This is a genomic window from Streptomyces sp. NPDC058796, assembly GCF_042745235.1.
GTDB lineage: Bacteria > Actinomycetota > Actinomycetes > Streptomycetales > Streptomycetaceae > Streptomyces.
The window spans coordinates 24,661-50,843 of the sequence record NZ_JBHYOP010000015.1 but is presented as its reverse complement, the minus strand read 5'-3'; the positions used below and the strand labels follow the sequence as shown (position 1 = coordinate 50,843).

29 protein-coding genes and 1 pseudogene are annotated in these 26,183 nt (G+C 73.5%); 25 read left to right on the top strand and 5 right to left on the bottom strand.

The window, feature by feature from the left end:
• Positions 1–10: 10 nt before the first annotated feature.
• Positions 11–1,891 carry an FAD-dependent oxidoreductase gene (locus ACFW47_RS31155; protein WP_386307787.1) on the bottom strand — a complete coding sequence of 627 codons (1,881 nt, stop codon included), beginning with the start codon at positions 1,889–1,891 and terminating at the stop codon, positions 11–13.
• A gap of 309 nt (positions 1,892–2,200) precedes the next feature.
• On the opposite strand from ACFW47_RS31155, the gene ACFW47_RS31150 reads away from it, so the two are divergent.
• The 10 genes from ACFW47_RS31150 (at position 2,201) to ACFW47_RS31105 (ending at position 10,510) form a co-directional block, all read left to right on the top strand.
• A complete protein-coding gene (locus ACFW47_RS31150; RefSeq protein WP_386307785.1) occupies positions 2,201–3,433 on the top strand; it encodes a SchA/CurD-like domain-containing protein in 1,233 nt (410 codons plus the stop codon).
• 297 nt (positions 3,434–3,730) lie between these two features.
• Positions 3,731–4,198, top strand: coding sequence for a cupin domain-containing protein (locus ACFW47_RS31145; RefSeq protein WP_386286873.1), 468 nt, complete (start codon positions 3,731–3,733; stop codon positions 4,196–4,198).
• Positions 4,195–5,466 carry a beta-ketoacyl-[acyl-carrier-protein] synthase family protein gene (locus tag ACFW47_RS31140; RefSeq protein WP_386286871.1) on the top strand — a complete coding sequence of 424 codons (1,272 nt, stop codon included), beginning with the start codon at positions 4,195–4,197 and terminating at the stop codon, positions 5,464–5,466. The genes ACFW47_RS31145 and ACFW47_RS31140 overlap by 4 nt, the downstream gene beginning before the upstream one ends.
• A complete protein-coding gene (locus ACFW47_RS31135) occupies positions 5,463–6,743 on the top strand; it encodes a ketosynthase chain-length factor (RefSeq protein ID WP_386286869.1) in 1,281 nt (426 codons plus the stop codon). Before ACFW47_RS31140 ends, ACFW47_RS31135 begins: the two co-directional genes overlap by 4 nt.
• Positions 6,744–6,818: 75 nt before the next feature.
• Positions 6,819–7,088: an acyl carrier protein gene (locus tag ACFW47_RS31130; protein WP_019326889.1), complete on the top strand. Its 270-nt coding sequence runs from the start codon at positions 6,819–6,821 to the stop codon at positions 7,086–7,088.
• A gap of 1 nt (position 7,089) precedes the next feature.
• Positions 7,090–7,569, top strand: coding sequence for an SRPBCC family protein (locus ACFW47_RS31125; protein ID WP_219182445.1), 480 nt, complete (start codon positions 7,090–7,092; stop codon positions 7,567–7,569).
• A 22-nt stretch (positions 7,570–7,591) separates the two neighbouring features.
• Positions 7,592–7,927: a TcmI family type II polyketide cyclase gene (locus ACFW47_RS31120; protein WP_386286867.1), complete on the top strand. Its 336-nt coding sequence runs from the start codon at positions 7,592–7,594 to the stop codon at positions 7,925–7,927.
• A gap of 291 nt (positions 7,928–8,218) precedes the next feature.
• Entirely contained in the window at positions 8,219–9,151 is a 933-nt protein-coding gene (locus ACFW47_RS31115; RefSeq protein WP_386307782.1) for a DUF3152 domain-containing protein, read from the top strand.
• Positions 9,152–9,203: 52 nt separating this feature from the next.
• A complete protein-coding gene (locus ACFW47_RS31110; protein ID WP_217254560.1) occupies positions 9,204–9,638 on the top strand; it encodes a PPOX class F420-dependent oxidoreductase in 435 nt (144 codons plus the stop codon).
• A gap of 125 nt (positions 9,639–9,763) precedes the next feature.
• Positions 9,764–10,510: a DUF4142 domain-containing protein gene (locus tag ACFW47_RS31105; RefSeq protein ID WP_386286863.1), complete on the top strand. Its 747-nt coding sequence runs from the start codon at positions 9,764–9,766 to the stop codon at positions 10,508–10,510.
• Here the strand turns inward: ACFW47_RS31105 and ACFW47_RS31100 are convergent.
• Positions 10,493–10,636: a hypothetical protein gene (locus tag ACFW47_RS31100; protein WP_386286862.1), complete on the bottom strand. Its 144-nt coding sequence runs from the start codon at positions 10,634–10,636 to the stop codon at positions 10,493–10,495. The genes ACFW47_RS31105 and ACFW47_RS31100 overlap by 18 nt on opposite strands.
• Positions 10,637–10,971: 335 nt before the next feature.
• Here ACFW47_RS31100 and ACFW47_RS31095 point away from each other — a divergent pair, with 335 nt between their 5' ends.
• Genes ACFW47_RS31095 through ACFW47_RS31080 form a run of 4 tightly spaced genes read left to right on the top strand, consistent with a single transcriptional unit; the run spans position 10,972 to position 13,705 of the window.
• Positions 10,972–11,499 (top strand): hypothetical protein, encoded by a 528-nt coding sequence (locus ACFW47_RS31095; RefSeq protein WP_386307780.1) that lies wholly within the window; start codon positions 10,972–10,974, stop codon positions 11,497–11,499.
• A 22-nt stretch (positions 11,500–11,521) separates the two neighbouring features.
• Complete coding sequence (locus ACFW47_RS31090; protein WP_386307778.1) at positions 11,522–12,166, top strand: TetR/AcrR family transcriptional regulator; 645 nt, start codon at positions 11,522–11,524, stop codon at positions 12,164–12,166.
• A gap of 20 nt (positions 12,167–12,186) precedes the next feature.
• Positions 12,187–12,924 (top strand): ABC transporter ATP-binding protein, encoded by a 738-nt coding sequence (locus ACFW47_RS31085; protein WP_386307776.1) that lies wholly within the window; start codon positions 12,187–12,189, stop codon positions 12,922–12,924.
• Complete coding sequence (locus ACFW47_RS31080) at positions 12,911–13,705, top strand: hypothetical protein (RefSeq protein ID WP_386307775.1); 795 nt, start codon at positions 12,911–12,913, stop codon at positions 13,703–13,705. The genes ACFW47_RS31085 and ACFW47_RS31080 overlap by 14 nt, the downstream gene beginning before the upstream one ends.
• A gap of 4 nt (positions 13,706–13,709) precedes the next feature.
• On the opposite strand, the gene ACFW47_RS31075 is transcribed toward ACFW47_RS31080, so the two are convergent.
• A complete protein-coding gene (locus ACFW47_RS31075) occupies positions 13,710–14,834 on the bottom strand; it encodes a Ku protein (RefSeq protein ID WP_386307773.1) in 1,125 nt (374 codons plus the stop codon).
• Between the two features lie 77 nt (positions 14,835–14,911).
• On the opposite strand from ACFW47_RS31075, the gene ligD reads away from it, so the two are divergent.
• The gene (gene ligD / locus ACFW47_RS31070) at positions 14,912–15,793 is read left to right on the top strand and encodes a non-homologous end-joining DNA ligase (protein ID WP_386286853.1); all 882 of its coding nucleotides are present in this window, start codon (positions 14,912–14,914) and stop codon (positions 15,791–15,793) included.
• A 43-nt stretch (positions 15,794–15,836) separates the two neighbouring features.
• Here ligD and ACFW47_RS31065 read toward each other — a convergent pair whose 3' ends face one another.
• Positions 15,837–16,640 carry an NERD domain-containing protein gene (locus ACFW47_RS31065; protein WP_386286851.1) on the bottom strand — a complete coding sequence of 268 codons (804 nt, stop codon included), beginning with the start codon at positions 16,638–16,640 and terminating at the stop codon, positions 15,837–15,839.
• A gap of 136 nt (positions 16,641–16,776) precedes the next feature.
• On the opposite strand from ACFW47_RS31065, the gene ACFW47_RS31060 reads away from it, so the two are divergent.
• The 7 genes and pseudogenes from ACFW47_RS31060 to ACFW47_RS31030 all read left to right on the top strand — a co-directional run bounded on the left by ACFW47_RS31060 (position 16,777) and on the right by ACFW47_RS31030 (position 23,312).
• The gene (locus ACFW47_RS31060) at positions 16,777–17,283 is read left to right on the top strand and encodes a dual specificity protein phosphatase family protein (RefSeq protein WP_386286849.1); all 507 of its coding nucleotides are present in this window, start codon (positions 16,777–16,779) and stop codon (positions 17,281–17,283) included.
• Positions 17,284–17,360: 77 nt separating this feature from the next.
• Positions 17,361–18,110, top strand: a complete 750-nt coding sequence (locus ACFW47_RS31055; protein ID WP_386286847.1) for a hypothetical protein — start codon at positions 17,361–17,363, stop codon at positions 18,108–18,110.
• Positions 18,107–19,351, top strand: coding sequence for an ATP-binding protein (locus ACFW47_RS31050; protein ID WP_386286845.1), 1,245 nt, complete (start codon positions 18,107–18,109; stop codon positions 19,349–19,351). The genes ACFW47_RS31055 and ACFW47_RS31050 overlap by 4 nt, the downstream gene beginning before the upstream one ends.
• A gap of 116 nt (positions 19,352–19,467) precedes the next feature.
• Positions 19,468–19,899, top strand: a complete 432-nt coding sequence (locus ACFW47_RS31045) for an SH3 domain-containing protein (RefSeq protein WP_386307771.1) — start codon at positions 19,468–19,470, stop codon at positions 19,897–19,899.
• Between the two features lie 43 nt (positions 19,900–19,942).
• Positions 19,943–21,304: an FtsW/RodA/SpoVE family cell cycle protein gene (locus ACFW47_RS31040; RefSeq protein ID WP_386307769.1), complete on the top strand. Its 1,362-nt coding sequence runs from the start codon at positions 19,943–19,945 to the stop codon at positions 21,302–21,304.
• Positions 21,301–22,758, top strand: coding sequence for a penicillin-binding transpeptidase domain-containing protein (locus ACFW47_RS31035; RefSeq protein ID WP_386286839.1), 1,458 nt, complete (start codon positions 21,301–21,303; stop codon positions 22,756–22,758). Before ACFW47_RS31040 ends, ACFW47_RS31035 begins: the two co-directional genes overlap by 4 nt.
• A gap of 46 nt (positions 22,759–22,804) precedes the next feature.
• Positions 22,805–23,312 (top strand): annotated as a pseudogene (locus tag ACFW47_RS31030) (DUF3291 domain-containing protein).
• On the opposite strand, the gene ACFW47_RS31025 reads toward ACFW47_RS31030, so the two are convergent.
• On the bottom strand, positions 23,309–23,908 hold the full coding sequence (locus tag ACFW47_RS31025; RefSeq protein WP_386307767.1) for a Uma2 family endonuclease: 600 nt from the start codon (positions 23,906–23,908) through the stop codon (positions 23,309–23,311). The pseudogene ACFW47_RS31030 and the gene ACFW47_RS31025 overlap by 4 nt on opposite strands.
• 225 nt (positions 23,909–24,133) lie before the next feature.
• On the opposite strand from ACFW47_RS31025, the gene ACFW47_RS31020 reads away from it, so the two are divergent.
• From ACFW47_RS31020 to ACFW47_RS31010, 3 genes are all read left to right on the top strand, one after another.
• Positions 24,134–25,072, top strand: coding sequence for a diiron oxygenase (locus tag ACFW47_RS31020; RefSeq protein ID WP_386286833.1), 939 nt, complete (start codon positions 24,134–24,136; stop codon positions 25,070–25,072).
• A 62-nt stretch (positions 25,073–25,134) separates the two neighbouring features.
• Positions 25,135–25,788, top strand: a complete 654-nt coding sequence (locus ACFW47_RS31015; RefSeq protein WP_386286831.1) for a TetR/AcrR family transcriptional regulator — start codon at positions 25,135–25,137, stop codon at positions 25,786–25,788.
• Positions 25,789–25,819: 31 nt separating this feature from the next.
• Positions 25,820–26,143: a hypothetical protein gene (locus ACFW47_RS31010; protein WP_386286829.1), complete on the top strand. Its 324-nt coding sequence runs from the start codon at positions 25,820–25,822 to the stop codon at positions 26,141–26,143.
• Positions 26,144–26,183 lie beyond the last annotated feature (40 nt).

The following is a 26,183-nucleotide window of genomic DNA, read 5'->3' as shown; positions in this document are numbered from 1 at the left end:
GCCGGTCGACTCACGCCAGGGCCAGTACCGCCCGTACGACCTGACGCAGCATCGCCTCCGGGTCCGGGGCCGGGCCCGGGGAGCGCCAGGCGACGAAGCCGTCGGGGCGGACGAGGACCGCGCCGCCGCGGGTGACGCCGTGGGACCTGGCCCAGTCGGTGTCCTCGTCGTCCGCGGGGGTCAGGTCGGCGTCCGGGCCGGCGCCCACGCGGTAGGACTTCAGCGGGACGCGCAGGTCGGCCGCCAGACGGGTGGCCGCCTCGTGCCAGCCGGTGGGCTGGGAGGCGTCGCTGAGGAGGACGAGGGAGTCCTCGTAGAGGTCGAGGGTGGAGACGCGGGCGGCGTCACCGTCTCCGGGGCGGTGGAGCCAGAGGTGGGGGGCGCGGCTGCCGGGGGCGCCGGTGAGGTCCAGGCCCTCGGGGACGACGGGGGTCGCCGGGTCGGCGCCGACCACCGCGCCCTGGGGGTAGCGGTAGCCGAGGGCGACGTTGAGGATGCCGCGCTGCGGGCCACCGCCGGGACCGCCCGGGCCGCCGGGTCCGCCGGGTCCACCGGGTCCGCCCGCAGGTCCCTGCCCCGGCCCTCCCGCAGGTCCGCCCGCAGGTCCCTGCCCCGGCCCTCCCGCAGGTCCGCCCGCAGGTCCCTGCCCCGGCCCTCCCGCAGGTCCACCGGCAGGTCCGCCGGCAGACCCGTGCCCAGGGCCGCCTCCCATCCCCGGCGGCGGCGCGAAGCCCGGATGGCTGTGTTCCACCGAGCGGCCCGCGGCTCGGGCGCTGGTGGCCTCCGCCACCGGGCGGCGTTCGGTGTCGTAGGTGTCCAGGAGGCCGTCTCCCGCCCAGCCCTCCAGGACCGCGGCCAGTTTCCAGGCCAGGTTGTGGGCGTCCTGGATGCCGGTGTTGGAGCCGAAGGCGCCAGTGGGGGACATCTCGTGGGCCGAGTCGCCGGCCAGGAAGACGCGGCCGGAGCGGTAGCTGCGGGCGACGCGCTGGGCGGCGTGCCAGGGAGCCTTCCCGGTGATCTCGATGTCGAGGTCCGGGTCGCCGATCGCGCGGCGGATGTGGTCGGCGCAGCGCTCCTCGGTGAAGTCCTCGACCGTTTCGCCCTGTTCGGGGTGCCAGGGGGCGTGGAAGACCCAGTTCTCGCGGTTGTCGACGGGCAGGAGCGCGCCGTCGGCGTCCTCGCTGGTGAGGTAGCAGACGATGAAGTGGCGGTCGCCCACGACGTCGGCGAGGCGGCGGGAGCGGAAGGTGAGACTGACGTTGTGGAAGAGGTCGCCGGGACCGCTCTGGCCGATGCCGAGCTGCTCGCGGACGGGGCTGCGGGGGCCGTCGGCGGCGACCAGGTAGTCGGCGCGGATGGTGGTGTGCTCGCCGGTCTCCCGGCTCTTCACGATGGCGGTGACGCCGTCGGCGTCGGCCTCGAAGGAGAGCAGTTCGGTGCCGAAGCGCAGGTCGCCGCCGAGGTTGGTGGCGTGGGTGAGGAGTTCGGGCTCCAGGTCGTTCTGGGAGCACAGGCACCATGAGCTCGGGCTGAAGCGGGCCAGTCCACCGCCCGCGTCCATTTCCTTGAACAACCACTCACCCGCGTCGCCGACCAGGGTGGGCGTCTGGAGGATGCCGTGGTTCTCGGCCAGGGTGGCGGCGGCCTTCCTGATGTCCGGTTCGGTGCCGGCCACGCGGAAGATCTCCATGGTGCGGACGTTGTTCCCGCGCCCGCGGGGGTGAATGGACGTGCCGGCGTGGCGTTCCACCAGGGTGTGCCGGATGCCCAGCCGCCCCAGGAAGACCGAGGTCGACAGGCCCACCAGGGACCCGCCGACGATGAGTACCGGGACGCGGTGGACCACGCCCCCGGGGACGGCCCCACCGGGCCGCTCGGCTCTTTCGTTCATTGATCGTCCTCCGTTGTGACGGATGTCGTCCTTCGCGGAGCGCGCGTTCGGGCTCCGTGCGTCGGACCGTCGTCGCTGGACTCGTCCGGCGACAGGTGCGCGCCGGGTCTACATGCATGCCCCCTGCGGCCCGGTGAGGCCCGCGGCGGCGCAGGCTTCACCCGCTTAACCCTCCTGGTTCGCGGTCACCGCGTGCACGGCTCACGATCGTGCTTACCGCGACCGCCGCACCACGCCGGAGCAATCGCGCACACCGCGACGATCGCGCCCCAGTCCACGAGGAAGTTCCCCGGAGAAGAGGTGGGCCGGATGACGGTCTCTCCCGTCGTAGCGACGGATACCGCGTCGGCGGATGCCCAGACCACAGGAGTCACGGCAGCATCGGGCACCGTGTCCGCGGACACGGGCGGCGTGACGGTATCCGCGTTCGACGGATCCCGCGTGCGGGTCGTCCTGATGCTGGACATCCACGACGGAAAGCAGCAGGAGTTCCTGGACGCCTACGACGGCATCCGCGACCGGGTCGCCGCCGTTCCGGGACACGTCAGCGACCAGTTGTGCCAGTCGGTGGACAATCCCACCCAGTGGCTCCTCACGAGTGAGTGGGAGAGCGCGGAACCCTTCCTGGCCTGGGTGAACAGCGAGGAGCACCTCGACACGGTGGAGCCCTTGCAGGACTACGTCAGGGACACCCAGTCCCTGCGTTACAGCGTCCTGCGGGAAACCGCCGCCGAACAGCCCCCGTCCGCCGCGGACGGCGCGGCGCTGCGGGCCGCTCCCCGGATCGGCGGCAACGTCGTACGGCACGCCCTGACCTTCACCGTGAAGCAGGGCAGCGAGGAGGAGGTCGCCCGGCTGCTCGCGGGCTACACCGCGCCCGAGGCCCGCGTCGACGAATCCGGCCGGCTGCTGCGCACCTCGGTCTTCCTGCACGGCACCCGGGTCGTGCGGGCCGTGGAGGTGCGGGGCGACCTGCAGACCGCGCTGCGCCACGTCGCCCGGCAGCCCGCGGTACGGGCCGTCGAGGAGGCCCTCAACCCGTATCTGCAGCAGGAGCGGGACCTGCGCGACCCCCGGGCCGCCCGGCGGTTCTTCACCCGGGCCGCCATGCCGGCCGTCCACCACGTGGCGTACCGCGAGGGCTCCGGCGCGCGCACGGGGCGGCTGGCGCTGCTCTACCCGGTGCGGGCCGGCGCCGGTCCGGAACTGGCCCGGCTGCTCGCCCGCCAGGACGCGGTCGCCGCCCACGCCCCGGACAGCCCGGTCCTCGCCGCCACCGTCTTCCACCGCGACGACCTCGTCGTACGGCTCGTCGACGTGGACGGCGAGCCGGAGGACGCGCCGGCGTTCGTCCTGGGGCTGCACGGGTCCGCCGACACACCGGGAGGCCTCGGGGACGCCGGGGCCGCCGTGGCGGAGCGGCTCCTCGACACCGCCGCCGTCGGCATCGACGGCCCCCTGACGGAGGGCCGGACGCTGTCGCTGCTGCTCGCGCGGGCCCGCATGACGCCCCTGACCGACCGGCGCTCGCCCGCCACCTGAATGGCGCGCCGCCGGGAAGCTCCTCGCCCGACCACCCACCGGGCCGACGGCACCGGCCCCGCGACCGATGTGACCGGCTTCCGCGACCGACCCCCGCGAACCGGACCTCCGCGACCGCCCCCACGACCCGACCACGACCCGACCCGCGACCCGACCCGCGACCCACCCCCGGCAGCCGGCCCGGGCCCGACGACGCGCCCGCCCCTGCCACCACTGCCAGGGCCGGCACGGCTGCCACGGCCCGCGCACGGGTCGCCCCGACCTTCCCACCGCCTCCCCTCACCCGGAGTGAACGACATGACAGACCAGCAGGTACGCATCGTCTCCCTCGGCGACATCGCGCCGAACCGCCGCCGCGGCGGAGACCTCCGCGCCCTCCTCACGCCCACCACCGCCGGGTCCACCAGCGGCTTCATGGGTGTGGCCATCGTGCAGCCGGGCGAGCGCATCGCCGAGCACTACCACCCGTACTCCGAGGAGTTCGTGTACGTCACGGACGGTGCGCTGGAGGTGGACCTGGACGGTGTGCCGCACGCCCTCGGCACCGGGCAGGGTCTGCTGATCCCGCAGGACATGCGCCACCGCTTCCGCAACACGGGGGACACCGAGGCCCGGCTCGTCTTCCACCTGGGTCCGCTGGCCCCGCGGCCGGAGATCGGGCACGTGGACACCGAGGACGCGGCGGGCAACCCGCTGCCGCTCCCGGAGCACGCGGGCTGCGCCGGGCACGAGCGGCCCGCCGCCACGGCCGAGGCGGTGTCATGACCCGGCGTCGGGTCGCCGTCACGGGCATAGGCGTCGTCGCCCCCGGCGGGATAGGCGTGCCCCAGTTCTGGGGGCTGCTGTCGGACGGCCGTACGGCGACGCGCCGCATCTCCCTGTTCGACCCGGCCGGGCTGCGTTCGCAGATCGCCGCCGAGTGCGACTTCGAGCCGCTGGAGCACGGGCTGGACCTGGCGACGGTCCAGCGCAGCGACCGGTACGTGCAGTTCGCGCTGGTCGCCGCCGCCGAGGCGGTGGGCGACGCGGGTCTCGACATGGCCCGGGAGGACCCCTGGCGGGCCGGTGCCACGCTGGGCACGGCGGTCGGCGGCACCACCCGGCTGGAGCACGACTACGTGCTGGTCAGCGAGCGCGGCTCGCGCTGGGACGTGGACGACCGGCGGGCCGAGCCGCACCTGGAGCGGGCCTTCACCCCGGCCACCCTCTCCTCCGCGGTCGCCGAGGAGTTCGGCGTGCGCGGGCCGGTGCAGACCGTGTCCACCGGGTGCACCTCCGGCCTGGACGCGGTGGGGTACGCCTACCACGCCGTCGCGGAGGGCCGCGTCGACGTGTGTCTGGCGGGCGCGGCGGACTCGCCGATATCGCCGATCACCATGGCCTGCTTCGACGCCATCAAGGCGACCTCACCCAGCAACGACGACCCCGAGCACGCCTCCCGGCCCTTCGACGCCGACCGCAACGGCTTCGTCATGGGCGAGGGCGCCGCGGTGCTCGTACTCGAGGATCTCGAGCACGCACGGGCCCGCGGTGCCCACGTGTACTGCGAGATCTCCGGCTACGCCACCTTCGGCAACGCCTACCACATGACCGGGCTCACCAAGGAGGGCCTGGAGATGGCACGGGCCATCGACACGGCGCTGGACATGGCCGGGCTGGACGGCTCCGCCATCGACTACGTCAACGCGCACGGCTCCGGCACCCAGCAGAACGACCGGCACGAGACCGCGGCCGTCAAACGCTCGCTGGGCGAGCACGCCTACGCGACGCCGATGAGTTCGATCAAGTCCATGGTGGGCCACTCGCTCGGCGCGATCGGCTCCATAGAGCTGGCCGCGTGCGTGCTCGCGATGCACCACCAGGTGGTGCCGCCCACGGCCAACTACACGACCCCCGACCCCGAGTGCGACCTGGACTACGTGCCGCGCGAGGCACGGGAGCGGACGCTGCGGCACGTGCTGTCGGTGGGCAGCGGCTTCGGCGGCTTCCAGTCCGCGGTCGTGCTGAGCGGCTGTGAAGGAGGGCTGCGATGAGCGGAGCACAACGGACCAGGCGCCGTGCGCAGGACGGAAGCAGGCGTGCCGTCGTCACCGGCCTCGGCGTGGTGTCCCCGCACGGCATCGGTGCCGAGGCGCACTGGAAGGCCGTCGCCGACGGCGCCAGCGTCCTCGGGCCCGTCACCCGCGAGGGGTGCGAGCACCTGCCGTTGAAGGTGGCGGGCGAGGTGCGCGGCTTCGACGCGACCGAGACCGTCGAGGGGCGGTACCTCGTCCAGACCGACCGGTTCACGCACTTCGCGCTGACCGCCACCGACCTGGCGCTGGAGGACGCCCGGTTCGGCCGGGCCGACGTCGAGTCGCCGTACTCGGTCGGGGTGGTCACCGCGGCCGGTTCGGGCGGTGGCGAGTTCGGGCAGCGGGAGCTGCAGAACCTGTGGGGGCAGGGCTCGCGGTACGTCGGCCCGTACCAGTCGATCGCCTGGTTCTACGCGGCCAGCACCGGCCAGATCTCCATCCGCAACGACTTCAAGGGTCCGTGCGGGGTCGTCGCCGCCGACGAGGCGGGCGGCCTGGACGCCCTGGCGCACGCGGCGCTGGCCGTGCGGGGCGGCACCGACACGGTGGTGTGCGGCGCGACGGAGGCTCCGCTCGCCCCGTACTCCGTCGTCTGCCAGCTGGGCTACCCCGAGCTGAGCGCGGCCGGTGACCCCGACCGCGCCTACCGCCCGTTCACCGAGGCGGCCTGCGGGTTCGCGCCGGCCGAGGGCGGTGCCGTGCTCCTGGTCGAGGAGGAGCGGGCGGCTCTGCGGCGCGGGGCGGACGTGCGGGCGACGATCGCCGGGCACGCGGCGACCTTCACCGGGCCGTCCCGGTGGGCCGAGTCCCGCGAGGGGCTGGCGCGTGCCGTCCAGGGCGCGCTGGCCGAGGCCGGGTGCCGGCCCGAGGAGGTGGACGTGGTGTTCGCCGACGCCCTCGGGGTGCCGGAGGCGGACCGGGCCGAGGCTCTGGCGCTCGCCGACGCGCTCGGTGCGCACGCGCGGCGGGTGCCGGTCACCGCGCCCAAGACCGGCACCGGACGGGCGTACTGCGCGGCCCCGGTGCTGGACGTGGCGACGGCGGTGCTCGCGATGGAGCACGGGCTGATCCCGCCGACCCCGCACGTGTCCGACGTCTGCCACGACCTGGACCTGGTCACCGGCCGGGCCCGGCCCGCCGAGCCGCGTACGGCACTGGTCCTGGGCCGCGGGCTCATGGGCTCGAACGCGGCGCTCGTCCTGCGGCGGGGCGGCTCCGCACCGCTCACCGCCTGAGACCCGACCGACCGACGCCATCCGAGTGAGCGCCCGCCCGAGGGCGGGTGCCACCCCGAGTGAAGGAGGACCCGCATGACCGACCAACTGGACTACCAGGTGACCGTCGAGGAGCTGTCGGCGCTGATGAAGCGCACCGCCGGCGTGCACGTCGATCCGGTCACCCTCCGGCAGCAGGCCGACGACGGCTTCGACACCTTCGGCCTGGACTCCCTGGGCCTGCTGGGCATCGTGGCCGAGCTGGAGAAGCGGTACGGGCTGGGCCTGCCGGAGCAGGCCGAGCGCTGCAAGACGCCCGCGGATTTCCTCGCGCTGGTCAACGGCGCCCTGAAGACGGGAGTGTGAGATGGCAGGCCACACCGACAACGAGATCTCCATCGCCGCGCCGATGGAGCTGGTCTGGGACATGACCAACGACATCGACAACTGGCCGCGGCTGTTCAGCGAGTACGCCTCCGTGGATGTGCTCGAACGCGACGGCGACCGGGTGACCTTCCGGCTCACCATGCACCCGGACGCGGACGGCAAGGTGTGGAGCTGGGTCTCCGAGCGGGTCGCGGACCCGACGACGCGCACCGTGCGCGCCCACCGGGTCGAGACCGGTCCCTTCCAGTACATGAACATCGTCTGGGAGTACGCGGAGACCGCGGACGGCACGCGGATGCGCTGGATCCAGGACTTCGCGATGAAGCCGGACGCCCCGGTGGACGACGCCTGGATGACGGACAACATCAACCGCAACTCGCGGACGCAGATGGCGCTGATCCGGGACCGCATCGAGCAGGCCGCGGGCGAGCGGCGGACCGCCGCGGTACTCGCCGACTGACACCCACGGAGGGCATCTCCCCATGCACCACACCCTGATCGTCGCCCGGATGGTCCCGGGGGCGGCACCGGACATCGCGAAGGTGTTCGCCGAGTCGGACAGCGGCGAGCTGCCCCACCTGGTGGGCGTCAACCGGCGCAGTCTCTTCGAGTTCGGTGACGGCGTGTACATGCACCTCATCGAAAGCGACGAGGACCCGGCCCCGGCGATCGGCCGGCTGACCGGTCATCCGGAGTTCCGCAAGGTCAGCGAGCGGCTGGAGCCGTACGTCTCGGCCTACGACCCGGCCACCTGGCGCGGCCCGAAGGACGCGATGGCGCGCTGCTTCTACCGCTGGGAGCGCGGCACCGTCGGCTGACGGACCGGCGGTGGACGCACCGCGCCGGGGCCGACCGGCTCACGCCGGGCGGCCCCGGCGCACGTGTGCGTGCCCGAACGGACACAGCCGGTCGCCCGTTCTCCTGTCCGCCGCTCGCGGACCGTCCGGACCGTCCGAAGGTTGCACCCCTGAACCGAACAGGCGTGCGAGAAGCCCCACTTCGGAGCCGATGACGTTTCGGCACGTCCTTCCGCTTTGATCGTCGTGGCGACAAAAGCACAGCGGAGTCCGCTGTGCGCGCCCCGCCGACCAGCAGAGAGGACGCACGTCGTGGGCCGATCCACCGCCCGCCAGACCCGCCGAAGAACGACGCCGGGCGGTGACCGGCGCGCCTCCCGCGCCCGCAGGAAGAGCCTCCGCCGGTCCACCCGCCTGGTCCTGGGCGGCCTGACCTCCGGTGCCGTCCTGCTCGCGGCGGGCGCCGCCGTCGCGCACTGGGAGCACACCCGGCCCACGGTGACCGACGACCAGGCGGCCGACGTCGCCGACGCCCTGGACGCCGCCGGGGGCACGGACGCCCCCGACGCCCCCGACGCCCCGTCCGGGACGCCGTCCGGGACGAGCCCGAGCCCCTCCGCGTCGCCGTCCGTCAAGGCGTCCCCCTCACCGTCGCCCTCCCCCTCCGTCATCGCCGTTCCCGCGACCGGCCCCGGCACCTTCGTCACCGCCGAGGCCGACGGCTCGACCGTGGGTGACGGCAGCCGCCTGCGCCGTTACAAGGTCCTGGTGGAAGAGGGCATCGACATCGGGGCGAGCGCCGCCGCCGCCGAGATATCCGACGTGCTCGCCGACCGCCGCGGCTGGACCAGGGACGGGATCAACTCCTTCCGGCTGGTCAGCTCCGGCTCGTACGACTTCGTGGTGAAGATCGCCACGCCGGGCACCGTCGACGAGATCTGCGGCGCCTACGGCCTCAACACCCGGGGCGAGGTGAACTGCGCGGTCGGCACGGACGTCGTGGTGAACCTCAAACGCTGGGTGCTGGGCTCGCCCCAGTTCGACGGACCGATCGGCGACTACCGGGCGCTGATCATCAACCACGAGGTCGGTCACCGCATCGGCCACGGCCACGAGACCTGCCCGGGCCCCGGCCTGCCCGCCCCGGCGATGATGCAGCAGATCAAGGGGCTCAAGGGCTGCGTCGCCAACGCCTGGCCCTACGACCGGGACGGCGACTACCTCGGCGGGCCCTCGGTCGCCTGAGCGGCGGACGGTTCGGGGGACAGCGGGCGGGGCCGGGGGCGATGATCGGCCCATGACCACCACACCGCGTTTCGATCCCCGCGCCCTGCTGGCCGAGAGCCGGCTCGGCGTGCTCGCGACGATCAAGGCGGACGGCCGCCCGCAGCTCTCCCCCGTCATGCCCGCCTACGACCCGGAGGCTGACGTCATCCGCGTCTCGACCCGTGACGGCCTGGCCAAGACGGCGAACCTGCGCCGGGACCCGCGGGCCGCCCTGGAGGTGACCGCCCCGGACGGCAGGTCCTGGGCCACCGCCGAGGGCGTAGCGACCCTCACCGGCCCGGGCACCGACCCGCACGGCCCGGAGGTCGAGGCTCTGGTGGAGTACTACCGCGCCGCCGCCGGCGAGCACCCGGACTGGGACGAGTACCGGATGACTATGGTGTCCGACCGGCGGGTGCTGCTCACCATCGCGGTGGAGCGCGTGTACGGGGCCGACATCGGGTGAACGGCCCCCCAGCGCGATTTCCTCGCGGCGACGGTGAAGGATCCGCGCGCCGTTTCCGTACCTCCTGGCGTACCCGTCCCCGTCCACGGACGTGGACGAGACTCTCGCGTCGCCCTGGAGGCATCATGCGGCTGTCCCGCAACAGGATCGGAGCCGTCGTCCTGTTCGGTGTGATGACCCTGACCCTCACCGCGCTGGCCTTCCCGGCCGTGCTCGGTCTGGACAAGGCCGACGGAAACCAGGACCGGGTCATCGCCAGTACGAAGTTCGGGCCGGTCACCGAGGCCGACCGGGACTTCGTGGTGAAGGTCCGGGCCGCCGGGCTGTGGGAGTACCCGCTGGGCGAGATGGTGATGGAGCGCGGCACGACGAAGGAGATGAAGACGGCCGGTGAGCACCTGGTCGTCGGGCACGCCGGGCTGGACGCGATGTGCCGGGAGATCTCCCCGGAACTGGGCATCACGCTGCCCAACCGGGCCTCCCCGCAGCAGGAGGGCTTCGTGGCGACGGTGGACGCCAAGAGCGGCAAGGAGTTCGACTCGTCGGCCGTGAACATCATGCGGGTGACGCACGGTCAGATCTTCCCGGCCATCGCCAAGATCCGGGCCACCACGAAGAACACGCTCGTGCGGCAGCTGGCCGACCTGGCCAACGACACCGTGCTGGACCACATCACAGTGCTGGAGAAGACCGGACTCGTCGAGTACGACAAGGTCACCTTCCAGCAGACCGGGCCGGCGAAGCTGCCGAGGGAGAAGGTCACGCCGCCCCCGCCGCAGCCGGGCGAGCGGGTGCTGGTGCTCAAGCCGCGCCCCGACCTGGACGTGAACACCGCCTCCCCGACGCCCACACCGTCACCGGCGGCCGGGTGACCCGAGCGGCCCGCCGCCGGGCCGGTGCCGGGCGTCGCGGGCGGCGGTGACGTCCGCCGTCCCGCCCGGCGGGTAACGGTCGGCGAGCGCGACCAGCTTGGTGTCGCCTCTGGTGAAGAGCCCCATCGGTCGACGCCGGCCAGGCCCTCGGCGGACGTCTCACGCTCCGGCACATGCCCTTCCTCCGTGCCGAAGTCCCTGCTCACTCACCTGATCGGCACACCAGGGCAGCACGTCCGCGCACCCTCTGCCGGCACCCGGGGAACGGCGGCCACCTCCAGTACATCTTTCCCCTGTGCAAGGGTGGGAACGGATCCCCGGACCCGGAGGACGGCGATGACACGAGGGACACCCGCGGTGGCACCGGGAACGGCCCGGAGCCCCCGCGCGTTCACGGGGTTGGCGGTGGACGGTCAGCGGGCGCCGCTGCGCGGGGCGAAGACGGAAGGAAGAGCGGGATCATGACCGCTTCCGGGCCTAGCGGCGGCGCGACACCGAACGAGCCGCACGAGCCGGGCGGTGTGCCGCCCGTGTCCGAGGACGTCTGGCGGAAGTTCCTCGAGGACGACGAGCGCGCCATCCGCGCCTCCGCCTTCCGGGAACCCGCGGCGCGCGAACGGACGCCGGGATGGCGACCCGCGCCGCCCCCCGCCGCGGTCGGTGAGCTGTGGCGCCCGGAGGACCCGTGGCCCGGACCGTCCTGGCGCGAGCTGGACGGCCGCGCCCGAGTCCGGCGGATCGGCCGGGTGATCGGCACGGCCGCCGCGGTGGCCCTCGCCCTGACCGCGTGGTCCCAGCTGTCCACCGGCCCCGGCACGCCCGGTGGCGGACCGGCCGACACGATCGGGCGGCGCCTGGAGGAGAGTCCCGTGCTGCCCAGCGCCGCCACCCCCGCGCCGACGGCGTCCGCCGCCACCAACCCGGCGGCCTACGAGCCCGACCCGTCCGCCGTTCCTCGGGCGTCCCTCTCCCCCTGGACGTACGACTGAACGCTCGTTTAGCATGTTGTACATGCGTTCAACCCCGGAGGACCGGACCACCCGGGCCCTCATCCGCGACGAAGCCCTCGGCCTGTTCGCCGCCCGCGGGCCGGACTCGGTGACCGTGCGGCAGATCGCCACGGCGGCCGGCGTGTCGCCCGGGCTCGTGGTGCACCACTTCGGCTCGAAGGACGGGCTGCGCCAAGAGGTCGACCAGTACGTCGCGGCCGCCTTCGAGGCGATGCTGGGCGAGCTGACCGGCGAGGGGAGCGACGCGCCGCTCGACTCCGGCGCCGGGGCCGCCTCCCTGAGCGCGGCGTTCACCCGCCACTTCCCGGCGGGCTCGCCGCTGCCCGGCTACCTCCGCCGCCTGCTGCTGGCCGACTCGGAGGCCGGGCGACAGCTGTTCGGCCGCCTGTACGAGCTGAGCCGCGCCGCCCTGAAGGACCTGGCGGCCGCCGGGCTGGCCGTACCGGGCCGGGACCCGGCGGCCCGCGCGGCCCTGCTGCTCGCCAACGACCTGGCCGTGTTCCTGCTGCGCGACCGCATCGGCGAGGTGCTGGGCACCGACCCGCTGTCGGCCGACGGCATGGCCCGCTGGGCGCCCGAGGTCCTCGGCATCTACACGGGCGGGCTGAACGCGCCACCTCCCCCGGTGGGACCCCGAGAAGCCTAGGAAGGCAACGGTGACCGCACATGCCGACCGACCCGCCACCCACACCGCGCACACCGTCCACGCCGCAGGCACCGTCAGCACGACGGCCGCCGTCCACACCCGCCGCGCCCGACCCCGCCTCCTCCCCCGTCCTGCACGCCCGTGACCTGCACAAGGCGTACGGCAGCCACCGGGTCCTGCGCGGCGCCGACCTCACCGTCGCCCCCGGCCAGCTCGTCGCGGTCGTCGGCGAGAACGGCGCCGGGAAGTCCACCCTCCTGAAGGCGCTCGCCGGCACCCTGCCCCTGGACCGCGGCGAGGTCCGGCTGACCGGGACGCTCGGCTACTGCCCCCAGGACCCGGTGCTGAACGGCAGCCTGACGGTCGAGCAGCACCTGCGCTACTTCGCCGCCGCCCACCGCCTCCCCGGCCTGGACCGCGGCCGGGACCTCGTCCGTGCCCTGGGTTTCGAGCGCTACGAGCGGACCCCCGCGGGCGAGCTGTCCGGCGGGACCCGGCAGAAGCTCAACCTCGCCCTGGCCCTGCTGCACGACCCCGACGTACTGCTGCTCGACGAGCCCTACCAGGGCTTCGACTGGGAGACGTACCTGCGCTTCTGGGACCTCGTGGAGGGTCTGCGCACCCACGGCAGGGCCGTCGTGGTCATCACCCACCTCGTCTTCGAGCAGGACCGGTTCGACCTGCTGGCCGACCTCGCCGAGGGCCGCCTCACCGCGCGTGCGGCGGCCGGAAGGGAACACCGCCGTGTCGACGCCTGACCTGACCACCCGTCCGGGACCGCTGTACGGGCAGTTCCCGACCGCCCTGCGCTTCTCGGTGCGCGACCAGACCCGCAACCGGCTCGCCGGCCTGCTGCTGGTGGTGTTCGTGCCCGTCTGGTACCTGGTCATGAACGCGATGGCCGGGGGCGAGCCGCTGGACTTCAAGCTGTACGCCACCGGTGAGGTGCTGCACGTCGACGGCGGACACCTCACCCTGATCACGGCGGGGCTGAACTCGGTGACGATGATCGCCGGGTTCGTCGTCTTCGACGCCGTGCGCAAGTCGCTCGCCTTCGACCGGCGCCTCGTCTTCGCCGGGTACCGGCAGTCCACCCTCATCGGTGCCAAGACCCTGGCGGTCGCGGCGGTCGCCACGGGTATCGCCCTCTACACCGCGCTGGCGGTGCTGGTCTTCTGGCGCCCGGCGGCGGGCGCGTGGTTCGCCGTGCTCGCCGGGTTCACCGTCATCGCGCTCGCCTACGGCGCCCTGGGGCTGCTCCTCGGCGTGCTGGTCAAGCGCGACCTGGAGGGCTTCTTCCTGATCATCATGGGCGGGCTGATGGACACGTTCCTGCAGAACCCGCTGGGCAACCCGCTCGCCAACGAGCCGATCCTGCAGTGGTTCCCGTCCTTCGGCCCCATGCAGCTCGCGGCCGGCGGCGCCTTCGCGGACGGCGCCCTGTGGGGGCACCTCGGGCTGGGACTGGCCTGGGCCGCCGGGTTCAGCGCGGTGGGGCTGGTGATCTTCCGGGTGCGGACCCGCGACCGCGTCCGCTGAGGCGTCAGGCGCTGTGCTTGCGGGACGACGTGGTCTTCCTGGCGGTGCCCTTGCCGGCCGTACTCTTGCCGGCCGCGCTCCCGTTGGCCGCCTTGTCCGCCGTCTTCTTCGCGGAGGCCCGGCCCGCCGCCTTCTTCGCGGAGGCCCGGCCCGCCGCCTTCTTCGCGGGCTGGGCGGACTTCGCCGTGGACTCACGGGCGGCCGGCGACCGCGGCTTCCCGGACGCCGTCTTCTTCGCGGCCGTGGACGCCGACTTCCTGCCGCCGGTCTCCCCGGATGCCCGACGGGCCGGCCGCTCACGCTGCGGCAGGGTCCTGACCTCGGCCTCCTCGGCCCGCCCCGCGCCTTCCCCGCCCCGGGACTCCCGGGCGGCCCGCACGCTGCTCTCCAGCGCGGCCATCAGATCCAGCACCTTGCCGGGTGCCGCTTCCGCGGGGGCCCGCGGGGGTGCCTCGCCGGCCGCCTTGGCGGCGATGACCTCCTCCAGCGCCTCGCGGTACTCGTCGTGCAGGTCGTCCAGGTCGATCCCGCCGAGCGTGTCCATCAGCGCGTCGGCGAGGTCCAGCTCCTGGTCGCGGACGGTGACGCCGCTGTCGGGGACGACCCCCTCCGGTGTGCGCACCTCGTCCGGCCACAGCAGCCCGTGCATCGCGATGGCGTCGCCGACGACCCGGAGCATGCCGAGGCGCTCCCGGCCCCGCAGCGCGAACTTGGCGATGGCGACCCGGTCGCTGCGCCGCAGCGCCTCGCGCAGCAGCGTGTACGGCTTGGCGGCGGTCGCGCCGTTCGCCGCGAGGTAGTACGCGGAACCCATCTGGAGCGGGTCGATGCGCTCCTGCGGGACGAACGCCACGATCTCGATCGTCCTCGCGGTCGGGACCGGCAGGTGGGACAGGTCCTCGTCGGTGATCGGGATCATCGAGCCGTCGGCGTCCTCGTAGGCCTTGCCGATCTCGGCCTGGCTCACCTCGCGGTCCTCCAGCTCGCAGACCTTGCGGTAGCGGATGCGGCCGCCGTCCTCCGTGTGGATCTGGCGGAAGGAGACCGAGTGGCTCTCGGTCGCGTTCATCAGCTTGACCGGGATGCTGACCAGGCCGAAGGAGATGGCGCCGTTCCAGATGGATCGCACGTGCCGCACCTTTCCTGTCGGCCGACTGCCGGGTGACCGTCGGGCGATCTGTCAGTGTTTCGTGAGATTGTCATGGTATGGCGCCTATCACCGAGGTGGAGGGGCGGCGGGTCGCACTCAGCAACCTGGACAAGGTGCTGTACCCCGAGACCGGCCTCACCAAGGGCGAGCTGCTGCACTACTACGCGACGACCGCCGGGGTGCTGCTGCCGCACCTGCGGGACCGTCCGGTCTCGTTCCTGCGTTACCCGGACGGTCCGGACGGCCAGGCCTTCTTCACCAAGAACGTGCCACCGGGTACGCCCGAGTGGGTCACCACGGCCGAGGTCCCCCGTTCGGAGGGACCGGCCCGGATGGTGCTGGTGCAGGACCTGGCGAGCCTGATGTGGGCGGCGAACCTGGTGACCGAGTTCCACACCCACCAGTGGACCGCGAGCGACCCCGACGAGGCCGACCGGCTGGTCTTCGACCTCGACCCCGGCCCGCCCGCGACCGTCGTGCACTGCTGCGAGGTGGCGCTGTGGCTGCGGGAGCGGCTGGCGGCGGACGGGATCGAGACGTACGCCAAGACCTCCGGGGCGAAGGGGCTGCACCTGCTGGCGGGGGTGCGGGGGTCCTCGTCGGAGCGGGTGTCGGAGTACGCGAAGGCGCTGGCCGTGGAGGCGGAGCGGGCCCTGCCGAGGCTCGTGGTGCACCGGATGACGCGGAGCCTGCGGCCGGGGAAGGTGTTCGTCGACTGGAGCCAGAACGCCGCCCGCAAGACCACGGCCACCCCGTACACCGTGCGGGCCCGCGCGGTGCCCGCCGTCTCCACCCCGGTGACCTGGGAGGAGGTGGCCGGGTGCGGGCGGGCGGAGCAGTTCGTCTTCCGGACCGAGGACGTGGGACCACGCGTGCAGGACCACGGCGACCTGATGGCGCCGCTCTTCGACCGGCGGCGGGCGGCCGCACTGCCCTGACCACGCGGGGCCTGTGGGTGCCCCGCGTGCGCCGGGCGGGTCCTCAGACGGGTGTCCAGGTACCCCGGTCCCGGGCCATGGCGTGCAGGGCCTCCACGTCCGCCGGTTTGAGCGTTCCGCCCAGGCGGGCCAGGTGCGGCAGCTCCCCGTCGGTGAGGACGCGGACCGAGCGCGGCGGCTCCTGGACGGTCACGTCCGCCGGGTCGACGAGGACCAGGACGGCGTGGACCTCGGCCGTCAGGGCGTGACAGGCGCGGTCGGCGTCGGCGCGGACCCGGCGCAGCAGGGGCAGGGGCTCGCGGCGGCCCAGCGCGACCAGGGGGCCGGTGACGTGGACGCGTTGCCGGCGGGCGGGCAGCGTGTGGACGGCGAAGAGGCCGCCGGGGCCGATCAGCAGGTGGTGGATGCGGTCGCCGCCGGGCAGCGGGACGGAGTGCAGGGTGCGCCAGCCGGCGCCGTCCAGGCGGTCCAGGGCCGCTCCCGCCGCCTGCTCGGCCGCCAGCGCCCGGCGCCGCGGGTCGGGGCGCAGCCGGTGCGGCGGGCCGGGCTCGCGCTCCAGGGCGACCAGGAGCTGCTCGCCGGGCCGGTTGGGCGCGAGGTCGTCGTCCGGGTGGAGGGTGAGGCGGGCCAGCTCGGCGGGGGTCGGGACCGGTGGCGGGCCGACCGTGACCGGGCCGGTGAGGAAGGGGCCCAGCGCCGCGAGGACCTCGCTCTCCCGGTCCTCGCGCAGCAGGTTGACGCGGGCCGTCTCGCGGTCGTACCAGGCGACGCTCCCGCCGTCCGGGAGGCAGACGTACAGCCGTTCCTGACCGTGCCGCCAGGTCGGTATGACGCGCAGTCCGTTCATGCACCATCACCCCACGACCATGGGAACAGGCGGGGTGCTGCCCGGGCAAGGACCGGGCTACCTTTGACAGCGGTTGGGAAGATCCGGGCCGGACAGTCCCCGGGCCGGTCTGCTCGGACGGGTGTGGGGAGGCGCCGTGCGTACCCGTGGGCAAGGACCCGACGTACCGGCTCCGGGCCGGCCGTGGACGGAGATCGTGCCGGGGCTGTGGATGGGCGGGCACGAGTGCCGGCGGCAGGCCGGGCGGGTGGAGCCCGTCGTCGTGCGGGACGAGTTCGATCTCGTGCAGACCCTGCTGCGGCTGCCCGGACACGGGCCGGATCCCGGTGTCGAGCACCATGTGTGGCCGATCCCCGACGGCCCCCTCGACGGCACCCAGCTGGCGGGGGTGATCCGGCTGGCCCGGGCCGCGGGCGAGGCCCTGGACGCCGGCCGCACGGTCCTCGTCCGCTGCTTCCACGGGTACAACCGCTCCGGTCTCGTCGTCGCGCACACGCTGATGCGGCGGGGCGCCGACGCGGACGAGGCGGTACGGCTGATCCGGGCCCGCCGCTCGCCGTGGGCGCTGCACAACGAGCTGTTCGTCGAGTACCTGCGGGCCGGCCTGGACACCGTGCGGCTGCTGGAGGAGCTGGCCGAGTAGCCCGCCTCGCGGGGCCGCGCGCAGAATGGACTCCCGTACGAACGATCTACGAATGATCACCGAACGCCAGGAGTGCAGTGGTCCCGAGCCGCCGCGGGCGTCCCGTCCGCGTCCCAGCCGCCCTCGCGCTGCTCGCGACGGTGACGGCGACCGGGGCGCTGGCCGCGTGCGGCGACTCGGGCGGGCTGCGCGGCGCGGGCGCGACACCGGCCGCGCAGAGCCCGGCCCGGCTGTGGCCCGACCTGACGCCGGCGTCGAGTCCCGCCTACGACATCGGCGAGGTCGACCACGAGGCGGTCGAGGGCGTCGCGGTCCCCGGCGGCGACGTCCGCCGGGCGGACCCGGTGGCCGTCGTGCGGGCCGAGATCGCCGCGCACCCCGGCGAGTACCAGGGCGCCGGGGCGCCGTACCGCGAGACGGCCGACCGGATGGCGGACTGCGGCGAGGGCGCCGGGGGCGGCCGGTGTCCGGTGCTGCGGCCGTACTACCGCGACCTGACCGGCGACGGGCGCCCCGAGATGGCCCTGGGTTTCCGGCTGCTGCCCGAGAAGCTGACCGCGGTGCGCGTCTACACCGTCGACGGGGACCGGCTGGTGCGGATCATGTCCTACGAGGACGCGGTGAGCGCGGTGGCGCTGGCCGGACGGAAGGTGATCGTCCGTTCCCCCTCCGAGGTCGCGGGCTACGAGTACCGGCTCCAGTGGACGTGGGACCCCGACCAGCGGGCCATGCTGCTGACCAGCGACGAGATGCTGCCCACGGACCAGGGCGGCAAGCGTACACAGCGACCGTCGGCGTCCGCGTCCCCGTCGGCGAGCGCCCGGTGAGGCTCGCGCTCCCCCGGTGGACCGGACCGCTCGCGGTGAAGGCGGCCGTCTTCATCACCGTGATGTGCTGCGCGCTCGCCGCGCTGCTCGGCGTCCTGGTGCACGTCTCGGTGACCAACCAGACCGTGGGGCAGGCCCGGGACACGGCCCTGAGCCGGCTGCGGGAGGCCACCGAGGCGTACGAGGCCGGGGACCCCCTGCGGCGGAGCGCCGGCGTCGATCCGCCGGGGCTGCCCGGGTCGCTGCGGGAGCTGGCGGTGTCGGGCCGGCGCGGCACGATGGTCGCCGAGTACGACGGGCGCCCCACGATGTGGGCGGCGGGGCCGGTCACCGGCGGCCGGGCGCTGGCGGTGCGGGTCGACCACACTCAGGGCGAGCGCACCATCGACGGTCTGGACGGCGCGATCGTGTGGTCGTCGGCGCTGGCGATCGGGGCGACGCTGCTGGTCGGCGCGTTCGCCGTGACGCGGGTGACCAGACGGCTGCACGCGACGGCGCGGGTGGCCCGGCGGATCAGCGCGGGCGACCTCGACGCGCGGGTCGGCGATCCCCGCGCGTCGGACCCGACCCGCCCCCAGGACGAGGTGGCCTCGGTCGCCGCCGCGCTGGACTCCATGGCGGCGTCCTTGCAGGGCAAGCTGCTCGCCGAGCAGCGGTTCACCGCGGACGTGGCGCACGAGCTGCGCACCCCGCTCACCGGCCTGCACGCGGCGGCCGAGCTGCTGCCGCCGGGCCGCCCGACCGAGCTGGTGCGGGACCGGGTGGCCGCCCTGCGCACGCTCACCGAGGACCTGCTGGAGATCTCCCGGCTGGAGAGCGGGCGGGAGCGGCTGGAGACGGAGCCGGAGGCGCTGGGCGACCTGGCCGCGCGGGTCGTGCGGGGCTCCGGCACCGGCACGCGGGTGGAGGTCGTACGGGACGCGCGGGTGGAGACCGACCGGCGGCGGCTGGAGCGGGTGCTGGGCAACCTGGTCGCGAACGCGCACCGGCACGGGCGGGCGCCGGTGGTGCTGACCGTGGACGGCCCGGTGATCACCGTACGGGACCACGGGGACGGCTATCCGGAGTACCTCCTCGTCCACGGGCCGCAGCGGTTCCGCACGGAGAGCGGGACCAAGGGGCACGGTCTCGGGCTGACCATCGCCCTCGGGCAGGCGGAGGTGCTGGGCGCCCGGCTGGAGTTCGCGAACCCTCCGGACGGCGGGGCGCTGGCGACACTGACCCTGCCCCGAAAGCCCTGACGCGCCCCGTACGGACGGGACCGTGCCCCGATGGCGCAGTGCGACGGGCGGACCGTACCCGTCGCTCCTAATGTGGCGATCAGTCACGCCCCGTCCGCTGCCCGGGAGGTACTCCCATGTCCCTGCTGAACGCACCGTCCCCGCGCTCGTCCCTCTTCCGCGGCCTGGCCACCGCGGTCGCCGCCGGGGCGCTCGCCACCGCCGTCGCCGTCACGCCCGCCGTCGCGAACGACGAATGGGGCGGCGACTCCGGTTCCGGCAGCTCCTCCGCCGGCCCCACCGGTGGAAACGGCGGTGACGGCCGGCACGAACAGGGCCGGTACCGGGGCGTGGTCACCGCCGACAGGCTCGCCCTGCGCACCTCGCCGACCCGCGGCGGGGAGGTCATCCGGTACGCCCACCGGGGCGAGACCGTGCACATCTACTGCAAGACCCCCGGCGACAAGGTGCACGGCAACCCCCTCTGGTACCTCCTCACGGACGGCACCTGGGCGTGGGGCGCGGCCCGCTACATCGACAACATCGGTCCCGCGCCGCGCTGGTGCTGATGCGAACGACCGCCACACCACACCATTTGGGTAAGTTCCGGACATGACGAAGGCCGGAACCGGAACCGGAATCACCGTGGCCCAGGCGGACACGCCCGCTCCCGTCGCCCGGCTCCCCCGGCGCCGCGGCATCGAACTCGCGCTGATCCTGGTGGCCGTGCTGCTGTCGGTGTTCGGCTACTGCAACGTCGGTCTCGCCCAGCACGGCACCCTCCCGCCCGGCGCCGCCGGTTACGGCGCCGGGCTCGGCGTGCTCGCCCTCCTCGCCCATCTGGCGGTACGACTGCGCGCCCCGTACGCCGATCCGCTGCTGCTGCCCATCGGCGTGCTGCTCAACGGCCTCGGCCTGGTGCTGATCTACCGGCTCGACCTGGAGACGCCGGGCGACCGGGCGGCCCCCACCCAGCTGGTGTGGTCGACGCTGGGCGTCGCGCTGTTCATCGTGGTCGTCCTGCTGCTGCGCGACCACCGCGTCCTGCAGCGCTACGCCTACGTCTGCGTCGCCGCCGCGCTCGCCCTGCTCATCGTCCCGATCTTCTTCCCGGCGGTGAACGGTGCCCGGATCTGGATCCGGATCGAGGGCTTCTCCATCCAGCCCGGCGAGTTCGCGAAGGTGCTCCTCGCCGTCTTCTTCGCCGCCTACCTGGCCGCCAACCGCAGCGCCCTGGCGTACGCGGGCCGCAGGGTGTGGCGGCTGCAACTGCCGACCGGACGCGTGCTCGGCCCGATCGTCGCGGTGTGGCTGGTCAGCGTCGGCGTCCTGGTCCTGGAGCGCGACCTCGGCACCTCGCTGCTCTTCTTCGGCCTGTTCGTGGTCCTCCTCTACGTCGCCACCGGCCGTACCGGCTGGATCGCCGTCGGCCTGCTGCTGGCCTCGCTGGGCGCGGTCGCCGTGGGCTGGCTGGAGCCGCACGTGCACAGCAGGGTGGAGGACTGGCTGCACCCCTTCGCGTCCATCGAGGCGGGCGACGGGCCGGGCCAGCTGGCCCAGTCCCTCTTCGCCTTCGCGGCGGGCGGGGTGACCGGCACCGGCCTCGGGCTCGGGCACTCGATCCTCATCGGCTTCGCCGTCAAGTCGGACTTCATCCTGGCGACCGCCGGGGAGGAACTGGGCTTCCTCGGCCTGACCGCGATCTTCCTGCTGTACGCGCTGCTCGTGGAGCGCGGCTACCGGGCGGGGCTGGCCGCACGGGACCCCTTCGGCCGGCTGCTCGCGGTCGGCCTCTCCTCGATCGTGGCGCTCCAGGTGTTCGTCATCGCGGGCGGGGTGACCGGGCTGATCCCGCTGACCGGCATGGCGATGCCCTTCCTGGCACAGGGCGGCTCGTCGGTCGTCACCAACTGGGCGATCGTGGCGCTGCTGATCCGGGTGAGCCACGCGGCACGGCGCCAGGCGGGCCCGTGACCCGGCACATCCGGCACGCCGCCGTCTTCTGCGCCCTGCTGCTGGTCGCCCTGCTGGTGAACGCGGCCCGGGTGCAGATCGTCCAGGGCCCGGAGTACGACGACAACCCGGCCAACCGCCGCCCCGACATCGCCCGCTACCAGCAGCCGCGCGGCGACATCCTGGTGGGCGGCGAGCGGGTCACCGGCTCCCGGGACACCGGCGAGCACCTGCGCTTCGAACGGACCTACGCGGACGGTCCGTTGTACGCGCCGATCACCGGTTTCGCCTCGCAGGCGTACGGGACGACCCTGCTGGAGCGCGCCGAGGACGGCCTGCTCTCCGGCGCCGACCCGCTGCTCGCGCCGCTCCCCTACTGGAACGACGTCACGGGGGCGCACAACCCGGGCGGCGACGTCGTGACCACGATCCACGAGGCGGCACAGCGGGCGGCCTTCGAAGGGCTCGGCGGACGCAAGGGCGCGGTGGCCGCGGTCGAACCGTCCACGGGCCGCGTCCTGGCCCTGGCCTCCACCCCCTCCTACGACCCCCAGCTGCTGTCCGGCAACAGCGCGGACGCCACCCGGACCTGGGCCCGGCTGAACGGCGACCCGGACCAGCCGATGCTCAACCGGGCGGTTCGCCGCACCTATCCCCCGGGTTCGACGTTCAAGGTGGTCACCGCCGCCGCGGCCCTGGACGCCGGCGTCGTACGGGACCTCGACACACCGACCCGCTCGCCCGATCCGTACACCCTTCCCGGCACCCGGACCCGGCTGACCAACGAGACCGACGGCTGCCGGGACGCCACGCTGCGGGAGGCGTTCGAGTGGTCCTGCAACACGGTGTTCGCCAAGCTCGGCGTGGACGTCGGGGTGCGCGACATGGCGGCCACTGCCAAGGCGTTCGGCTTCAACGACGACGGGCTGCGCATCCCGTTCGCGGTCTCGCGGTCCACCTTCGACACCTCGGTGGACCGGGCGCAGCTCGGGCTCTCCTCGATCGGGCAGTACAACACGCGGGCGACCCCGCTGCAGATGGCGATGGTGGCGGCGGCGGTGGCGGGCGGCGGCCAGGTGCGCTCGCCGTACCTGGTGGAGCGGACCCTGAGGGCGGGCGGCAGCCTGGTCGCGACGGCCGGTTCACGGCCTTCCCGGGAGGCGATGCGGCCGTCCACCGCGGCGCGGCTCAAGGAGCTGATGCGGGGCGTGGTGGAGAACGGCACCGGCGCGAACGCGGCCATCCCCGGTGCCGTCGTCGGCGGCAAGACGGGCACCGCCCAGCACGGCGTCGGCAACTCGGGCACGCCGTACGCCTGGTTCGTCTCCTGGGCGCAGGGCGAGCGGGACCTGGAGCCGAAGGTGGCGGTCGCGGTGGTGGTGGAGGGCTCGGCGGCGGACCGGGAGGACATCAGCGGGGGCGGGCTGGCGGCGCCGATCGCCCGGGAGGTGATGAAGGCGGTGCTCGATGGATGAGACGGGGGGTACCGCCGCCCCGGCGCACCGACCTAACGTTCGGTACATGACTGAAGCCGTCGCGCACGAACTCGCCCAGGTCAACATCGCCCGCCTCAAGGCCCCCCCTCGGCACCCCCCTGTTGAAGGACTTCGCCGACTCGCTCGACCCGGTGAACGCCGACGCGGACGCGGCGGACGGGTTCGTGTGGCGGCTGCAGAGCGAGGAGGGGGACGCGACCGGCATCGCGGTCTTCGAGGACTCCTGGCTGATCATCAACATGTCGGTGTGGCGGGACGCGAACGCGCTGACGGCTTTCATGTACCAGGGGCGGCACCGGGAGATGTTGGCGCGGCGCCGGGAGTGGTTCGAACGGGTCTCCGAGGCGATGACGGCCCTGTGGTGGGTCCCGGCGGGACACCGGCCGACGGTCGCGGAGGCGGAGGAGCGGCTGCTCCACCTGCGGGCGCAGGGGCCGACGCCGTACGCGTTCACCTTGCGGACGTCGTTCCCGGCGGGGGCGTCGGTGCCGGTCGCGGGTGAGGTGCCCGCCGGGCTGGGGTGCTCGGTCTAGCGGCGGCGGTCGACCGCGGTGAGGTCGATGTCGATGGGGAAGGGGACGGTGAGTTTGAGGCGGTTGTGAAAGATGCCGGTCAGACAGTACGCCTGGGTGGCCGGATCGATCTCGTACACATAGACAACCGGAAGCCCTTCATTCTCTTCCACGCGCCAGTAGTAAGGAATACCCGCCTGCGCGTACTTCCGCGGCTTCACCTCTCGGTCCCGGTCCTCCGATTCCTCCGACACGACCTCGACAGCGACCACCACGTCTTCCGGCAGGTACCAGGTCTGCTTCGGACCAGTGTCGGCATCCGCACGGAACACGAGAACGTCGGGCTCCGGGCGGTTGCGCTTGTTGAGCTTGACGGTCATCTCCCGGATGACATCCAGCTCCTCCGGCGCCTGCGCCAACAGCGCGTTGTCCAACAGCCGGACGACACGTGAGTGGGAGTTGGTCTGCGGACTCACGAAGACAAGACTCCCGTCGATCAGCTCCGTGTGCGGAGGCAGGTTGGGAAGCTCGTCGAGGTCGTCCGCCGTCCAGCCGCCCTCCGGCGGACGGGGCCACTGGTAATCGTCGTCCAGCCCGTAGTCGCGTGCGGCGCTCATGATCGCTCCCATGTGCCGGGGTCCGACTGACGTGGTCAGCGTACCCAGGGCGAACGCCCCGCCGAGCGCTCCACCGAGTGATGCCGCGCCGGACGGTTGACGACCGCGCCACCTTTACCCCCGGTCAACAAGTCCCGCCCAAGGGATTGACGCGCTTGCTGACGCGCAGTCTCATAAGTCGGAGTGAGTCAGAGTGACCGCGGGTAACACGACGAGGTGGACACCATGAGGACCCTGACGGAAGCCGACGCGCTCGACGGCCTGCGCGACGCGCTGGGCCTGCTCAAGGACCGGGAACAGGTGGCCGAGCGGCTGCTCGAATCCTCCGCCAGGCACTCCTTCGACCCGGACAAGGAACTGGACTGGGACGCGCCCTTCGAGGAGGGCAAGTGGTTCTGGCCGCCGGAGCTGGTGTCGTTGTACGACACTCCGCTGTGGAAGCGGATGGGTGAGGAGCAGCGCGTCCTGCTCTCCCAGCACGAGGCCGCCGCGCTCGCCTCGCTCGGCATCTGGTTCGAGCTGATCCTCATGCAGCTGCTGGTCCGGCACATCTACGACAAGGCGGCGACGAGCGCCCACGTCCGTTACGCGCTCACCGAGATCGAGGACGAGTGCCGGCACTCGAAGATGTTCGCCCGGCTGATATCCCGGGGCGACACGCCGTGGTACCCGGTGAGCCCCGTCCACCAGCACCTGGGCCGCCTCTTCAAGACGATCTCCACCACGCCGGGCTCCTTCACCGCGACCCTGCTGGGCGAGGAGGTCCTGGACTGGATGCAGCGGCTGACCTTCCCCGACGAGCGGATCCAGCCGCTGGTCCGGGGCGTCACCCGCATCCACGTCGTGGAGGAGGCCCGGCACGTGCGCTACGCCCGTGAGGAGCTGCGCCGTCAGATGGTGACCGCGCCGAAGTGGTCGCGGGAGTTCACCCGGCTCACCTCCGGCGAGTTCGCCCGCGTCTTCTCCGTCGCCTTCGTCAACCCCGAGGTGTACACCAACGTCGGCCTGGACAAGCGCGAGGCCATGGCGCAGGTCAAGGCCAGCGGCCACCGCCGGGACATCATGCAGACCGGCGCGAAGCGCCTGACCGACTTCCTGGACGACATCGGGGTGCTGCGCGGGGTCGGGCGGCGGATGTGGCGGTCGTCGGGGCTGCTGGCGTAGTCCGCCCGGTCCGTTCCGCCGGTACGGGTGGCCGCCGGGGTCCGCGGGTTACGCTGCGGGTCATGACCCCGCAGGCCCCCACCCCCGCCTACCGCCGGCTCAGTGTCGAGGAGCGCCGCGTCCAGTTGCTGGAGGCCGCGCTCGCCCTCTTCGCGCACCGGCCGCCGGAGGAGGTCTCCCTGGACGACGTGGCCGAGCAGGCCGGGGTCTCACGGCCGCTGGTGTACCGGTACTTCCCGGGCGGCAAGCAGCAGCTGTACGAGGCCGCGCTGCGGTCGGCCGCCGACGAGCTGCGGCTGTGCTTCGACGAGCCCCGCGAGGGCCCGCTGCTGGCCCGGCTCTCCCGCGCCCTGGACCGCTACCTCACCTTCGTCGACGAGCACGACACCGGTTTCAGCGCCCTGCTGCGCGGCGGCAGCGTCGCCGAGACCTCCCGGACCTCCTCCATCGTGGACGGCGTACGCCGGGCCGCCGCCGAGCACATCATGAGCCACCTGGACGTCGCCGAACCCGGCCCGCGGCTCCACATGACCGTCCGGATGTGGATCACGGCGGTGGAGGCGGCCTCGCTGATGTGGCTGGACGAGGACAAGCAGCCGTCCCTCGCCGAGATGCGGGACTGGCTGGTGGAGCAGTTCCTCGCCGTCCTGACGGTCACCGCCCGCCGGGACCCGCAGACGGCGGCGCTGGTCGAGGCGCTCGCGGCGGACCTCTGACACCGGCCGGCGGATCACCGAGACTGGTGCCGTGAAGAGCGAAGACACCCCCTTCGAGGGCGGCCCGATGGACGGGCGGGTACTGCCCGTGCTGGTCGGGATGACCGGGCACCCGCCGAAGACCTACCGCGTCCCCGTACCCGACCCGGACGGCGGGCCGCCCACCGTGCTCGTGTACCGGAGGGAGCCCCGGGACGCGCGGGGCGGGCTGCGGTTCGCGCGCTGGAAGTACGTCCACGACCCCAATGGCAAGAAGGCCTCCGGCCGGAAGTGGCCCTGGTCGAAGCCGGACCGCCCGGCAGCCGCCGAGCCAGACGCCACGCCGGGCGGCAAGCCGGACGACGCCGACGGGTGACCCCGTTGCGCCGAACCGCGCACACCCGGCGCGCGGAGCC